Source organism: Neisseria sp. P0008.S002 (assembly GCF_051962805.1).
GTDB classification, from domain to species: domain Bacteria; phylum Pseudomonadota; class Gammaproteobacteria; order Burkholderiales; family Neisseriaceae; genus Neisseria; species Neisseria perflava.
In genome coordinates this window covers 27,504-42,343 of the sequence record NZ_JBQCUY010000008.1, presented here as the reverse complement: position 1 = coordinate 42,343, position 14,840 = coordinate 27,504, and the positions used below count along the sequence as shown (strand labels likewise).

Sequence of the window (14,840 nt, the reverse complement as noted above, 5' to 3'; positions counted from 1 at the left end):
CGCCAAACAGACGGCCTGAATCCTATAATGATTACGCCCGTTTCAATTTCTTGTACCTAGTAAATACGGTATAATTTGCCCTTTACTACGCACATTACCTCCGGTCTTTTCAGACGGCCTTTATCTCATGACTGCAAAATCTTCTAAAACCCAAACAAAAAAACGCGTCTCAACCAAACCGGCAGCCAAACCGACCACACGCAAATCCACCAAAGCACAAACTCAAGCCGACAATAAAGTCTCCCAACGCCTCAAGGCCGCCAAAGAGCTGCAAAGAAACGAAGAAAAAAAAGCGCGCCCCGAGCATGTCGTCAACTTGATTAATGATGCTTTATGGCTGTTTGGCTTGGTTATCACCATTTATCTGGCTATTTCCCTGGCCAGCTTCAGCATGGACGACCCTGCATGGTCGCGCAGCGTTCCCAAAAGCAACGATGTCGCCAATCTCGGCGGCCTCTTTGGCTCCTATCTTTCCGATGTCGGATATTATCTGTTTGGCTTATCGTTTTGGTGGTGGATAGCCGCCTCTTGCGTTTTCCTCTACAAAAATTTCCGCCCCATGAAAAAGCAGGAAAACCATAAACCTTACAATCACGGCGTAGCCGCTTTGGCATTATTCCTCCTGCTGGTGTGCAGCCCGATTATCGAACATTTCCTGTTTGACAATGCATTGAGCGAATCCCTTCCCGTCGGTGCAGGCGGCTTGGTCGGCTTGCTGGCGGGTTCAGGCTTGGCTTGGCTGTTGGGTAAATCGGGCAGCCTGTTGATTATGCTGGTGATGTTGCTTTTGTCCATTTCCCTGCTGGCTCAGGTGTCATGGTTGGAAGTCATGGCCAAATCCGGCAGCCATATGGGCGGCCTGTTTAGCAGCCTGATGAAAAAACTGTCTCAATTCCAAAATAAAAAAGAAGATGTCCGTTCCGAAGCTTTGGAAACCCAAAATACGCGCCGCATGGTTAAAGAAGCCAAAACCATTACCGCTACTCCGGTTGCTCCGTTGGCAGGCAGCAGCAGTAACCGTAAAACCGTTGCCGTGTCCGTTGCGCCGCCTCCTAAAATCCAAACTTCCCTGTTTGACGATACTGAACCTAAAAACAACGGCGAATACCACAAACCCAATATGAACCTGTTGCGTATGCCGTCTGAAGAACCGGTTGCCGTCAATCCGGATGAATTGCAACAAACCGCAGAATTAATCGAAGCCAAGCTGGCTGAATTCGGCATCGGCGTACAGGTTGTTTCCGCCACTTCCGGTCCCGTGATTACCCGCTACGAAATCGAACCGGCACAAGGTGTCAAAGGCAGTCAAATTGTCGCCCTGTCTAAAGATTTGGCACGCTCAATGTCTCTGCAAGCGGTACGCATCGTAGAAACTATTGCCGGTAAAAACACCATGGGCATTGAATTACCCAATGAGAAACGCCAAGACGTGATGTTGAGCGAAATCCTCTCTTCGCCTGTGTTTACCGAAGCCAAATCCAAGCTGACCGTCGCGTTGGGTAAAGATATTGCAGGCACGCCCGTGGTCGGCGACTTGGCGAAAATGCCGCATCTTTTGGTCGCAGGCATGACCGGATCGGGTAAGTCTGTCGGCGTGAACGGCATGATTATGTCCATGCTCTTCAAAGCCACGCCAGACGAAGTCCGCTTCATTATGATTGACCCGAAAATGCTTGAATTGAGCATTTACGACGGCATTCCGCACCTGCTCTGCCCGGTTGTAACCGATATGCGAGAGGCCGGACAAGCATTGAACTGGTGTGTTGCCGAAATGGAAAAACGCTATCGTCTGCTTTCCCATGCCGGCGTGCGCAATCTGGACGGTTTCAACCAAAAAGTCGAACAAGCCAAAGCAGCAGGCAAGCCATTACTCAATCCGTTCAGCTTAAATCCTGACGATCCTGAGCCTCTGGAAAAACTTCCGTTGATTGTGGTCGTTATCGACGAGTTGGCTGACTTGATGATGACAGAACGCAAATCCGTTGAGCAGCAAATCGCACGCCTTGCCCAAAAAGCGCGTGCGGCAGGTATTCACATGATTGTCGCCACCCAGCGTCCGAGTGTCGATGTGGTTACCGGCCTGATTAAAGCCAACATTCCGACACGCATGGCCTTTACCGTACAAAGCAAAATCGACAGCCGCACCATTCTTGACCAAATGGGTGCAGACGAATTGCTCAAATACGGCGACTCATTATTCCTGCAACCGGGCAGCGCAGAACCGACACGCCTGCAAGGTGCGTTTGTTTCCGATGATGAAGTGCATCAGGTCGTCAATTTCGTCAAAGAACAGGCTCCGACCAATTATGTGGAAGGCCTGCTCAGTGGCGAAGCCGCCATCGAAACCACCAATATTGTTAATCCGAATGCAAACAGCGATGAGTTATTCGATCAAGCCGTTGCCTTCGTATTGGAAAGCCGGAAAACTTCCATTTCCGCACTGCAACGCCAATTACGCATCGGCTACAACCGCGCCGCCAATTTAGTAGATGCGCTTGAAAATGCCGGTGTTCTCTCTCCGGCAGACATCAACGGTAGCCGACGGATTCTGGCACAAAAAGACCAGCTGTAAAAAACAACAATATCGAAACTCAAAGGCCGTCTGAAAAGAATTTCCCACTTTTCAGACGGCCTTTTTATGTTATTCGTGAAACATTGTGTTATACTAAGCAGCTAAATTTTGACCTTATGCACGCTTCCGAAGTTCTTCGGAATTCTGAGCAGAAGGATAACCGTTTAAACACAACAAATTTAAGGGCTTACGATGAGCGTAACTGTTGAAACTTTAGAAAATCTGGAACGCAAAGTAGTATTGTCTCTGCCTTGGTCCAAAATCAACGCAGAAACTGAGAAAAAACTGAAACAAACCCAACGCCGCGCAAAAATTGACGGCTTCCGTCCGGGTAAAGCACCGTTCAAAATGATTGCCCAAATGTACGGCGCAAGCGCACAAAACGACGTTATCAACGAATTGGTACAACGCGAATTCTACGATGTTGCCGTTGCTCAAGAATTGAAAGTTGCCGGTTACCCACGCTTTGAAGCCGTTGAAGAACAAGACGATCAAGAGTCTTTCAAAGTTGCCGCTATTTTTGAAGTCTTCCCCGAAGTAACCATCGGCGACCTGTCTGCCCAAGAAGTAGAAAAAGTAACTGCAACCGTTGGCGATGCCGAAGTTGACCAAACCGTAGAAATCCTGCGCAAACAACGTACCCGTTTCAACCATGTTGACCGCGAAGCCCAAAACGGCGACCGCGTCATCATCGACTTCGAAGGCAAAATCGACGGCGAACCTTTCGCCGGCGGCGCGTCTAAAAACTACGCTTTCGTATTGGGCGCAGGTCAAATGTTGCCTGAATTCGAAGCCGGTGTTGTCGGCATGAAAGCCGGTGAAAGCAAAGACGTTACCGTAAACTTCCCTGAAGACTACCACGGTAAAGATGTTGCCGGTAAATCTGCCGTGTTCACCATCACTCTGAACAACGTTTCAGAAGCTACTTTGCCTGAAGTTAACGCTGACTTTGCCAAAACTCTGGGCATTGAAGACGGCGACGTTGCCAAAATGCGTGAAGAAGTGAAGAAAAACGTCGGCCGCGAAGTTGAACGCCGCATTGGTGAACAAACCAAAGAATCTGTCATGAACGCCCTGCTCAAAGCGACTGACTTGCAAGTTCCTGTTGCTTTGGTCAACGAAGAAGCGGCCCGCTTGGCAAACGAAATGAAACAAAACTTCGTTAACCAAGGTATGGCTGACGCTGCCAACTTGGATCTGCCTTTGGATATGTTCAAAGAACAAGCAGAACGCCGCGTTGCTTTGGGTCTGATTTTGGCTAAATTGGTTGAAGAAAACAAACTTGAGCCAACTGAAGACCAAATCAAAGCCGTTGTTGCCAACTTCGCTGAAAGCTACGAAGATCCTCAAGAAGTTATCGACTGGTACTACGCAGAGCCTTCCCGCCTGCAAGGCCCGACTTCTTTGGCCGTAGAAAGCAACGTTGTTGATTTCGTTCTGAGCAAAGCCAAAGTAACTGAAAAAGCGCTTTCTTTTGACGAAGTAATGGGCGCACAAGCTTAATTGCTCTAAGGCCGTCTGAAACAGACAATCAAAAGCACCGAAGCGCTTTAAATGGCTTTGGTGCTTTTCCATCATTAACAGGAGACAAAAATGTCCTTCGATTTCAATAACTACCTTGTCCCTACCGTTATCGAACAAAGCGGTCGCGGCGAGCGCGCATTCGACATCTACTCACGCCTTTTGAAAGAGCGCATCGTTTTCTTGGTCGGCCCGGTAACAGACGAATCTGCCAATCTGGTTGTCGCGCAACTGCTGTTTTTGGAAAGCGAAAACCCAGATAAAGATATCTTCTTCTATATCAACTCTCCAGGCGGATCGGTTACTGCCGGGATGTCAATTTACGACACCATGAACTTCATCAAGCCTCATGTTTCTACCTTATGCTTAGGCCAAGCGGCAAGCATGGGTGCATTCTTGTTGTCTGCAGGCGAAAAAGGTAAACGCTTTGCCCTGCCCAACAGCCGCATCATGATTCACCAACCGCTCATCAGCGGCGGCTTGGCCGGTCAGGCTTCCGATATTGAAATTCACGCTAAAGAGCTGCTGAAAATCAAAGAGAAACTGAACCGCTTGCTTGCCAAACATTGTGATCGCGATTTGGCCGACTTGGAACGCGATACCGACCGCGACAATTATATGTCTGCCGATGAAGCCAAAGAATACGGTTTGATTGACCAAGTTTTGGAAAACCGCGAATCTCTACAAGCCTAATCTTTATTGGTTTAAATCAAAGGCCGTCTGAATGTATATATTCAGACGGCCTTTCTTCAATCCTACTTCGTATTGTCTTTATTATTCACTTGAACCGGATACAGCAAAATCAAAGGATTGGCTTTTACTTGGTTCCAAAAGCTTTTTAGCAGATTGCGTATACTGCCCAAACGCGTACCGCGGGAACGGAGCGCAACAGCCAAAGCCAAAGAAAAGCTGACCACTAAATTTACCATACCGATTGCCAATACGCTTGCCAAGCCGAGTATAAACGTGAATACATCTGCATGGCCGCTGATCGCGGCATAACCTAAGTTTGCCGAAGAAAACGCCACATGTCGAATATCCAGCGGCAAGCCGAAAAGATGGCCAAAATAGCCTGTCATGCCTAAAAGCATACCGAAAATAAAATTACCCATAAGAGAACCATAATGCTTATGAATATAAGCGGCCAACCGACGGCGCGGCTCCGGAGGCATGATTTTTCGTAAAAACGGATTAAACGGCAGGCGCTGACGCAGGTTCAGATAATCGGAACGGTTGTCAAAAAAGCCGGCAATAATACCCGAACAAAACAACCATACGCCGGCAATAGCGGCATACCATAAGGTCGGTTGGGTAAAAATCTCAATGGATTTGAACTGATAGGCCGTAACTGCCTCATTCAGCAAGGGCTGACCATGCGTATGGGCATAGCCAAAAGCAATCCCTGCCGCCAACAATACCGCAATCGATACATTGCCAAACACGGCGACACTTTGCGAACGACACACATCAATCAGCAGTTTAGCCAATTTATTGTCCACCGCTTTGCTGCCTTCATTCGAGTCCACCTGTTCGGCAAAGCTCGCCGCCGTCATGGCAGGCTGTTTGGTTGCAACAGTGCAATGCAGCATATGAATCAGCATAAAGCCCAAACCATAATTGAGCCCGGCCAAGAATGCAGTAGTAAATTCGCCGAACCCCAAAGACGCAATATGGATTTTATTCAATGCCATCAAAGCAATAATTACGCCGCCGCCTGCTGCGGAATAAAACATTTTGAAATATTCGCTACGGTTGCGCGTAATGTAATGCTCACCATGATGACTTTTGTTTTCCGTAATACTGCGTGCCAGCATTCGGATACTGCTTTTACGCAAGTGGCTGGTGCTGTATTGCTCCACCGCCGCATAAATCATCGCATTCATCAGATTGACAGTTAAGCGGGTGCGGCTGGTTTCGATTTGAATATTGGTCAACAATTTCAGGCGGTCTATGGTTTGTTGCAGGCGTTCGAGCAAGTGGGCCACTTTCACTGACGAACCAGACCCTGCTCCCGTACCGCGACGGCGCAGATAGTCAATTTGATTTTCACACTGGTCAAACATAACCTCCAAGTGTGCCGTATCATAAGTTTCTTCACTATGGCGATAATGTTCCACCATCTTCGCCACTTCGCGCTGTAAAGCGACAAATGCAGAATCCGCTTCCAACAAACGGGGGGCAATTCGTATTAAATCCGGCTCAATCGCTTCGGAAGCAATCCAGATAGACAACATTTCTACCGCACGCAAACGTGCATCTGTCAATTGTCGGCTGGCCGTCTGAAGCAAAGCAGGATCCGCCTTGGCCAACAACAATTCATACATACCCAGCCATTGTCGCAAACTCAGTGTTTGCAACCATTTATCATCGTTTTCAGAATGAAAAAGATATAAAAATACTTCGCGCAAGTTGGAAAAATCTTTATAAGACGGGCTGAACCGCTCATAAATCCGTATGCCCATTTCCCGGGTAAAACTATGGCGCGAGAAAATACCCAGCTTAATCAGCGCAGGATAAATGTGAACTTTAGACAGCCAAGTATAAAAGCGCAGGCTGAATTGACGGCATAAAGCATCGTCTTGTTTTAACGTAGATAAAATCAAATCAAAACGTTCGGAAGCCTTCTTTTTGCCTCCTCGGCGCAAAAATTTGATTAATGCATTAAGAATAAGAACAAAGTCGGTATCATTTAAGCGCTCCGACAAAATAATGTGAAGATTTTGATTAGTCAGTTTTTGCATTGTAGTATTATTACACAAAATGAGATATTTAGCAAGAACCTTGGCAAACAGGTCGGATTATATCGCATTCTTTATCAACCCATGTCACAAGATTTTCAATTAATATTCTCTAAAATTCAATGAATAATCAAATTACATAACAAATATATGATGTGAATCAATAAGTAAGAAAGGCCGTCTGAATTCTTTCAGACGGCCTTTTACAACAACATACTACATTGTTTTAAACTTATGCAAACAAGAGCTTACCACCCTCTTCTTTAACATGGATTGTGCTATCAGGTGCATATTTACCTTCAAGCAATGCTTTTGCCAGCGTATTTTCGATTTCTGACTGGATGGCGCGTTTGAGCGGACGGGCACCATACACAGGGTCGAAACCGGCTTTAGCAATCAGATCCAAGGCAGCATCATCGACTTTCAGATGCAGATGTTGTGCTTCCAAACGTTTTTCCAAACCTTTAAGCTGGATTTTCGCAATGCTGCGGATATTGGCCTGATCCAAACCATGGAACACGACTACTTCGTCAATACGGTTGATCATTTCAGGACGGAAATGTTCTTTCACATCCTCCATCACAACTTCTTTTACCGCTTCGTAGTCTTGAGTACCCATTTGTTGGATATGTTGGCTACCAATATTGGAAGTCATCACGATAACGGTATTTTTGAAGTCTACGGTACGGCCTTGTCCGTCGGTCAAGCGACCGTCATCCAATACCTGCAGCAAGATGTTGAATACGTCCGGATGGGCTTTTTCCACTTCATCCAAAAGAATCACACTGTATGGTTTGCGGCGGACTTGCTCAGTCAAGTAGCCGCCTTCTTCGTAGCCAACATAGCCGGGAGGCGCACCGATTAAGCGGGCAACAGCATGTTTTTCCATGTATTCGGACATATCGATACGAATCAGATGATCTTCGCTGTCAAACAGGAAACCTGCCAAAGCTTTGCACAACTCGGTTTTACCCACACCGGTCGGGCCTAGGAACAGGAAGCTGCCGTAAGGTTTGTTTGGATCGGCAAGGCCGGAACGGCTGCGGCGGATGGCGTCGGATACAGCACGCACGGCTTCGTCTTGACCAACCACGCGGCGGTGCAATACTTCTTCCATTTTCAACAGCTTGTCGCGTTCACCTTCCATCATTTTGGACACGGGGATGCCGGTCATGCGCGATACGATTTCGGCCACTTCGTCCGCACCAACTTCAGTACGGAAGAGTTTGTTTTGTTTTTTGCCGTCGGGGTTACTTTCCGCAGCTTGCAACTGTGCGCCCAATTTCGGCAACTCACCGTATTCGAGTTCGGACGCACGGGCAAAATCGCCTTGACGTTTGGCCTGCTCGATTTTGACTTTGATGTCGTCCATCTGTTTTTTGATGTCGGCGGTGCTGGAAGAGGCGGCTTTTTCTGCTTTCCAGATTTCGTCCAAATCGGCGTATTCTTTTTGCAAGCCGTCGATTTCTTCGTCTATCAATTCCAGACGTTTCTTGCTGGCATCATCGCTTTCTTTGGCAACGTGCATTTTTTCCATTTTGAGCTGGATAATGCGGCGGTCGAGTTTATCCATCTGCTCGGGTTTGCTGTCCAACTCCATTTTGATACGGCTGGCTGCTTCGTCGATCAAATCAATCGCTTTATCAGGCAAGAAGCGGTCGGTAATGTAACGATCGCTCAACTCCGCTGCGGCAACGATAGCAGGGTCGGTAATATCGATACCGTGGTGGATTTCATAACGCTCTTGCAAACCGCGCAAAATAGCGATGGTATCTTCCACGCTGGGCTCGCCGACCAATACTTTTTGGAAGCGGCGTTCGAGTGCCGCATCTTTCTCGATGTACTGACGGTATTCGTCCAAAGTAGTCGCGCCGATGCAGTGCAGTTCGCCGCGCGCCAAAGCCGGTTTCAACATATTGCCCGCATCCATTGCGCCGTCGGTTTTGCCCGCACCGACCAAAGTATGGATTTCGTCGATGAAAATCAGGGTGTTGCCGTCGTCTTTCGCCAAATCGTTCAACACGCCTTTCAAGCGTTCTTCAAATTCGCCACGGTATTTTGCGCCGGCAATCAATGCCGCCAAATCCAAAACCAGCAGGCGTTTGTTGCGCAGGGATTCGGGCACTTCGCCATTAACAATACGTTGCGCCAAGCCTTCAACAATAGCGGTTTTACCCACACCAGGCTCACCAATCAGCACAGGGTTGTTTTTGGTGCGGCGTTGCAATACCTGAATCGCACGGCGGATTTCATCGTCGCGACCGATAACAGGGTCGAGCTTACCGTCACGGGCGCGTTGAGTCAGGTCGAGCGTATATTTTTTCAGAGCATCGCGTTGGTCTTCAGCATTAGCATCGTTCACGTTTTGTCCTCCTCGTACCGCGTCAATTGCGGCATTGATGTTTTGTTCGGTTGCACCGGCTTCTTTCAAAATTTTGCCGGTAGCATCATTCTGCTGCACCAAGGCAAGCAGGAAAAGTTCGCTGGCAATATAGGCATCGCCGCGTTTGGTTGCAGCCTTGTCCATCAAGTTCAATACAGCTTGCAGCTCACGGCTGGGCATAATATCGCCACCCTGGCCGGATACTTTCGGCAGGCTGTTTAAATGCTGCTGCAAACGTTGTTTGACTTGAGGCACATTCACGCCCGCATGGGCCAGTAACGCAGCAGCTCCACTGTTTTGATCATCAAGCAATGCTTTTAAGATAAAGCCGGCCTCGAGATAGCTGCTGTCCGCAGCCAAAGCCAGGCTTTGACCTTCTTGCAGAGCTTGCTGAAATTTAGCAGTCAATTTATCAAATCTCATTTAACGTTCCTCTACAAATATATTTCCGTTGAAACCTATATAGGCGCAAATGTGGATAACTCAAGAGTTATTTTTTCATTAAATAGTAAATTTAATTTATATCGTTGTTTTATAATGATTAATTTTTATTATTTTATGTGTATAACTTTTCTTTTCCATTTACCCCATACGTAAAAGGCCGTCTGAAAAATCAAGAAGAATCAGGTATAATCGGCAACATATTAATTTTCAGACGGCCTTTGCGCCGAAGGATACTTTCATGAGCAAAAAACGAGTTTTAACAGGCGTTACCACAACAGGTATTCCACACTTGGGCAACTATGTCGGTGCCATCCGCCCGGCTATCCGCGCAGCGCAAGATTCCAATACTGAATCATTCCTCTTTTTGGCTGACTATCATGGCATCATCAAATGTCATGAGCCGGAAATGATTCATCAATCTACTCAAGCTGTTGCCGCCACATGGCTCGCCTGCGGACTCAATCCGGAACAGACTACTTTCTATCGTCAAAGCGATATTCCCGAAGTGATGGAGTTGAACTGGATTCTGACCTGTATCACTGCAAAAGGCCTGATGAACCGCGCTCACGCTTATAAAGCCGCAGTGCAGGCAAATACCGAAAACGGTCAGGAAGATCTGGATCATGGCGTGGAAATGGGCCTGTACAGCTACCCTATCCTCATGACTGCCGACATCCTTATGTTCAATGCCCATGAAGTACCAGTCGGTCGCGACCAAATCCAACACGTCGAAATGGCGCGCGATATTGCCGGCCGCTTCAACCACCGCTTCCAAGAACTCTTCACCCTGCCTGAAGTAAAAATCGACGAAAACGTCGAACTCTTGGTCGGCTTGGACGGACGCAAAATGTCCAAGTCCTACGGCAATACCATTCCGCTTTGGGAAAACGACAAGAAAACCCAAAAATCGGTTAACAAAATCATCACCAACATGAAAGAGCCCGGCGAGCCGAAACAGCCTGATGAAAGTCCTCTGTTTGAAATCTACAAAGCCTTCTCTACGCCGTCTGAAACTGCCGAGTTCACACAAATGCTGGCCAAAGGCCTTGCTTGGGGCGAAGCCAAGAAACTCTTGGGCGCAAAAATCAATACCGAGCTCGCAGAACCGCGCGAGCGTTACAATGAGTTGACAGCCAAACCCTCTCAAATTGAAGATATTTTGCAGGCCGGCGCACAAAAAGCGCGTAAAGAAGCACGCGAATTGTTGGATAAAGTCCGCGATGCAGTAGGTATTCGTCCGTTGAAATAATAATAGTAAGGCCGTCTGAAAATTTCAGACGGCCATAATATCGTTTATTATTTGAAATATAATCATTTTTCTAGGGTTTCTGATATGAAAAAAACCTTTCCTCTTATCTTGCTCAGCCTTTCATTGGCTGCCTGCGGCGGCAAGTCTGAAGATACTGCCGCCAATGATGCTGCTTCAGGCAATGCCCCCAAACCTACCTTTAAAGTCAAATACATCGATGAACAAGCCATAGCCGGTTTGGATTTGGGTACAGCACAAGAAGGCGAAACCAAAGAAGGTAAAAAACAACGCACCTATCCGATTAACGGCATAGAGGGCGGCGTCATCAATCTGATTGGCAAGCACCCTAACGACTTAGAAGTCATCAGCGGCCAATGCATGGAAAAAAATGAAAAAGGCGTTTCAGCCGGCTGGTCAGCCAACGGCGTCTGCCACACTGCCTTTGCAAAAATGGTGGACAATATTGCCCAAGACGGCGGCAAACTGACCGACTATCTGATTTCACACGCTGCTTTACAGCCTTATACCGAAGGCAAAAGCGGTTATGCCGCCGTCCAAAACGGCCGCTATATTTTAGAAATTGACAGCGAAGGTATGTTCTATTTCCGTCGCCGTCATTACTAAATCCTGCCCATCCTATTTTCCCCCTGATATAAGGACTGAAACATGGCTCAAGTTACTTTCCAAGGCTCACCTATTTCTACAAACGGCAATTTGCCCGCTATCGGCCAAGTTGCACCTGATTTCACATTGGTAGCAGCAGACCTATCTGAGAAATCATTGGCTGACTTTGCAGGCAAACGCAAAGTGCTGAATATTTTCCCTAGCATTGACACCGGCGTATGTGCCCAGTCCGTCCGCACTTTCAACAAACGTGCCTCGTCTTTGGACAATACCGTCGTCTTGTGCATTTCTGCCGATTTACCGTTTGCACAAGCCCGCTTCTGCGGTGCAGAAGGTTTGGAAAACGTGGTGACACTTTCTACATTCCGCAGCAGCTTTTCTAACGATTACGGTGTTACACTGACAGAAAGCCCATTGCGCGGCCTGACTGCCCGCGCAGTTGTGGTTTTGAACGAGCAAAACCAAGTTCTCCACGCTGAGCTGGTTTCTGAAATTGCGAACGAGCCTGACTACGAAGCAGCTTTGGCTGTTTTGTAATTGATCAAATAAAATCAGGCCGTCTGAAAATTTTCAGACGGCCTTTAGCTTATCCTGAAATAAAAACGGCAGCTTAAAAGCTACCGTTTTCTGTTACAAACCTTATACAGATTTATCCGTTTTTTCTGCTTCTACTGACTCAGTATTCTGAACCTCATTTTGCTCAACATGTTCAGCAGCTTCAGCAACAGGTGCTTCAGGCTCTTCTACTTTGTCATCACGGACATTGTGGCTGTAATCTTTAGGCGGGCTAGGTTGTTTACCGGCCATAATTTCCAAAACTTGATCTCGATCGATGGTTTCCCAATCCATCAGTGCTTTGCACATGGTTTCCATCTTATCGCGATTTTCATCCAAGATTTTGTAAGCCACTTGATATTGCTCATCCAAAATACGGCGGATTTCCGCATCGATATCTTGTTGGGTTTTCTCGGAAATATTTTGAGAACGGGTCACGCTGCGACCCAAGAACACTTCACCTTCGTTCTCAGCATAAACCATCACACCCATTTTGTCGCTCATACCATAACGCGTTACCATCTCGCGTGCCATTTGAGTTGCACGCTCAAAGTCGTTAGAGGCACCGGTAGAGATACGGCCGACAAAAATATCTTCAGCAATACGGCCGCCGAACAAAATGGAGATCTGGCTCAACATTTGGTCTTTGTACATGCTGATGCGGTCACGCTCAGGCAGTTGCCAAGTCAAACCTAAGGCACGGCCGCGCGGCATAATGGTTACCTTGTGAACCGGATCGGTAAACGGCAGGCTTTCCGCTACGATTGCATGGCCTGCCTCATGATAGGCTGTCGCACGTTTTTCATCTTCATGCATCACCATGCTGCGGCGTTCAGGACCCATATAGATTTTGTCTTTCGCATCTTCAAAGTCGCTTTGATCGACTTTAACTTTATTGCGACGACCGGCAAACAAAGCAGCTTCATTGACCAAGTTTGCCAAATCCGCACCTGAAAAACCAGGTGTACCACGAGCTAAAGAAGTCAAATCTACAGATGCATCCAAAGGCACTTTTTTAGCGTGGACTTTCAAGATTTGCTCACGGCCACGAATATCAGGCAATGGAACAACGACTTGACGGTCAAAACGGCCCGGACGTTGCAACGCAGGGTCAAGTACATCAGGACGGTTGGTTGCTGCAATCACAATAACGGTTTGATTACTTTCAAAACCATCCATTTCAACCAATAATTGGTTTAATGTTTGCTCACGCTCATCATTACCACCGCCCAAACCGGCACCGCGCTGACGGCCGACCGCATCAATTTCATCAATAAAGATGATGCATGGTGCGTTTTTCTTGGCCTGCTCGAACATATCGCGGACACGGCTCGCACCGACACCAACAAACATTTCCACAAAGTCAGAACCTGAGATACTGAAGAACGGCACACCTGCCTCACCGGCAATCGCTTTGGCCAGCAATGTTTTACCCGTACCGGGGCTGCCTGCCAACAAAATACCGCGCGGCACACGACCACCTAAGCTTTGATAACGATTGGGGGCTTTTAAATAATCTACGATTTCTTGTACTTCTTCTTTTGCCTCATCACAACCAGCAACATCGGCAAAAGTCACTTTATTGGAATCTTTATCCAACAAACGCGCACGGCTTTTACCAAAAGAGAAGGCACCGCCTTTACCGCCACCGCCGCTTTGCATGCGCATGAAGTAGAACCATGCACCAATCAACAACAAAACAGGTAGCAGGCTGTAAAACAGACTGGCCAGCATGCTTGGTTTTTCTTCTGGAGTTACTTTGACGCGTACTTTGTTGTCCAACAGTGTTTTAACCAAGTTGTCATCCAAAGGCGCATTGGTATAGAAGGCAGTTTTATCGGTGCGCTCACCTTTAATCAGATAGCCGCTGACAACAGATCCTTCGATATTGACATTGGATACTTCGCCACTATTAACTTGCTGAATAAATTGAGAATATTCGATTTGCTGTTTATCTTCCTGCTTATCGCTGAGTGCATTGAATGCTGCTAAAAGCATAGCACCACCCACTACCCAGACTAATATGTTTTTAATGGTATTCCCCACTGAACAGGCTCCATGGTTACAAAATAAATAAAATCAAAGGAAAGAATTTTAAAGCACCCACCCTACATTGTCAGCGTTTATTTTTGCCTAATAGGTAAATCTCACTGGAACGATTGCGGGAAGCATCCGGCTTTCGAGTTTGCACACTGGCAAAAATTTCGCGCATTGCCGCCGTATATTCCTGATAGCCCGCGCCTTGAAACACCTTCACCAAAAAACTGCCTCCGGGTTTCAAATGCTGCGAGGCAAAATCCAAAGCCAGTTCACACAGGTAAAAACTGCGTGCCTGGTCTGTTACGGCATTGCCTGACATATTGGGTGCCATATCACAGATTACAAGGTCTAACGGGCGATTATCCAATAAGGCTTCAAACTGTTCCAAAACAGTATCTTCCCTAAAGTCTCCCTGAATAAACGACACGCCTTCAATCGCATCCATCGGTAAAATATCCAAAGCAAACACTGCCCCTGTTTTACCGACCAGCTTGGCCGCCACCTGCGACCAACTACCCGGCGCACTACCCAAATCCGCTAAGACCGTACCCGGCTTGATCAATTTATCTTTCTGATTGATTTCCAATAATTTATAAGCCGCTCGGGCACGATATCCATCCTTTTGTGCCATATGAACATAATGATCGTTGACATGCTCATGCAGCCATGCTTTTGAAGATTTTGAGCGTACAGCCATCTTGGTTTGAAATGCTT

General features: G+C 47.2%; 9 protein-coding genes and 2 pseudogenes. 7 read left to right on the top strand and 4 right to left on the bottom strand.

Annotation, left to right across the window (positions count from 1 at the left end; all coding sequences use genetic code 11):
* Positions 1 to 127: 127 nt before the first annotated feature.
* The 4 genes and pseudogenes from ACTHSA_RS09340 to clpP form a co-directional block, all read left to right on the top strand.
* Positions 128 to 830 (top strand): annotated as a pseudogene (locus ACTHSA_RS09340) (DNA translocase FtsK 4TM domain-containing protein); the annotation flags it as partial.
* Positions 831 to 931: 101 nt separating this feature from the next.
* Positions 932 to 2,572, top strand: a pseudogene (locus tag ACTHSA_RS09335) (DNA translocase FtsK); the annotation flags it as partial.
* 192 nt (positions 2,573 to 2,764) lie between these two features.
* Positions 2,765 to 4,075 carry a trigger factor gene (gene tig, locus ACTHSA_RS09330; RefSeq protein WP_070625311.1) on the top strand — a complete coding sequence of 437 codons (1,311 nt, stop codon included), beginning with the start codon at positions 2,765 to 2,767 and terminating at the stop codon, positions 4,073 to 4,075.
* A 90-nt stretch (positions 4,076 to 4,165) separates the two neighbouring features.
* The gene (clpP, locus tag ACTHSA_RS09325) at positions 4,166 to 4,786 is read left to right on the top strand and encodes an ATP-dependent Clp endopeptidase proteolytic subunit ClpP (RefSeq protein ID WP_049349799.1); all 621 of its coding nucleotides are present in this window, start codon (positions 4,166 to 4,168) and stop codon (positions 4,784 to 4,786) included.
* 62 nt (positions 4,787 to 4,848) lie between these two features.
* Here the strand turns inward: clpP and ACTHSA_RS09320 are convergent, their stop codons facing one another.
* Positions 4,849 to 6,834 carry a site-specific recombinase gene (locus ACTHSA_RS09320; protein WP_049349801.1) on the bottom strand — a complete coding sequence of 662 codons (1,986 nt, stop codon included), beginning with the start codon at positions 6,832 to 6,834 and terminating at the stop codon, positions 4,849 to 4,851.
* A gap of 229 nt (positions 6,835 to 7,063) precedes the next feature.
* Positions 7,064 to 9,637, bottom strand: coding sequence for an ATP-dependent chaperone ClpB (gene clpB, locus ACTHSA_RS09315; RefSeq protein WP_070625313.1), 2,574 nt, complete (start codon positions 9,635 to 9,637; stop codon positions 7,064 to 7,066).
* Positions 9,638 to 9,896: 259 nt separating this feature from the next.
* On the opposite strand from clpB, the gene trpS reads away from it, so the two are divergent.
* The 3 genes from trpS (at position 9,897) to tpx (ending at position 12,068) form a co-directional block, all read left to right on the top strand.
* On the top strand, positions 9,897 to 10,907 hold the full coding sequence (gene trpS / locus ACTHSA_RS09310; protein WP_070625314.1) for a tryptophan--tRNA ligase: 1,011 nt from the start codon (positions 9,897 to 9,899) through the stop codon (positions 10,905 to 10,907).
* Between the two features lie 84 nt (positions 10,908 to 10,991).
* Positions 10,992 to 11,531 (top strand): hypothetical protein, encoded by a 540-nt coding sequence (locus ACTHSA_RS09305; protein WP_070625321.1) that lies wholly within the window; start codon positions 10,992 to 10,994, stop codon positions 11,529 to 11,531.
* A 42-nt stretch (positions 11,532 to 11,573) separates the two neighbouring features.
* A complete protein-coding gene (gene tpx, locus ACTHSA_RS09300; protein WP_003679194.1) occupies positions 11,574 to 12,068 on the top strand; it encodes a thiol peroxidase in 495 nt (164 codons plus the stop codon).
* 102 nt (positions 12,069 to 12,170) lie between these two features.
* Here the strand turns inward: tpx and ftsH are convergent, their stop codons facing one another.
* Positions 12,171 to 14,132: an ATP-dependent zinc metalloprotease FtsH gene (gene ftsH, locus ACTHSA_RS09295; protein ID WP_070625323.1), complete on the bottom strand. Its 1,962-nt coding sequence runs from the start codon at positions 14,130 to 14,132 to the stop codon at positions 12,171 to 12,173.
* A 70-nt stretch (positions 14,133 to 14,202) separates the two neighbouring features.
* A complete protein-coding gene (gene rlmE, locus ACTHSA_RS09290; protein ID WP_070625324.1) occupies positions 14,203 to 14,823 on the bottom strand; it encodes a 23S rRNA (uridine(2552)-2'-O)-methyltransferase RlmE in 621 nt (206 codons plus the stop codon).
* Between the last annotated feature and the right edge of the window lie 17 nt (positions 14,824 to 14,840).

Coding starts and splice junctions, on each gene's coding strand:
- ACTHSA_RS09305 (WP_070625321.1), top strand. CDS start 10,992: ATGAAAAAAACCTTTCCTCTTATCTTGCTCAGCCTTTCATTGGCTGCC.
- tpx (WP_003679194.1), top strand. CDS start 11,574: ATGGCTCAAGTTACTTTCCAAGGCTCACCTATTTCTACAAACGGCAAT.
- tig (WP_070625311.1), top strand. CDS start 2,765: ATGAGCGTAACTGTTGAAACTTTAGAAAATCTGGAACGCAAAGTAGTA.
- clpB (WP_070625313.1), bottom strand. CDS start 9,637: ATGAGATTTGATAAATTGACTGCTAAATTTCAGCAAGCTCTGCAAGAA.
- ACTHSA_RS09320 (WP_049349801.1), bottom strand. CDS start 6,834: ATGCAAAAACTGACTAATCAAAATCTTCACATTATTTTGTCGGAGCGC.
- trpS (WP_070625314.1), top strand. CDS start 9,897: ATGAGCAAAAAACGAGTTTTAACAGGCGTTACCACAACAGGTATTCCA.
- clpP (WP_049349799.1), top strand. CDS start 4,166: ATGTCCTTCGATTTCAATAACTACCTTGTCCCTACCGTTATCGAACAA.
- rlmE (WP_070625324.1), bottom strand. CDS start 14,823: ATGGCTGTACGCTCAAAATCTTCAAAAGCATGGCTGCATGAGCATGTC.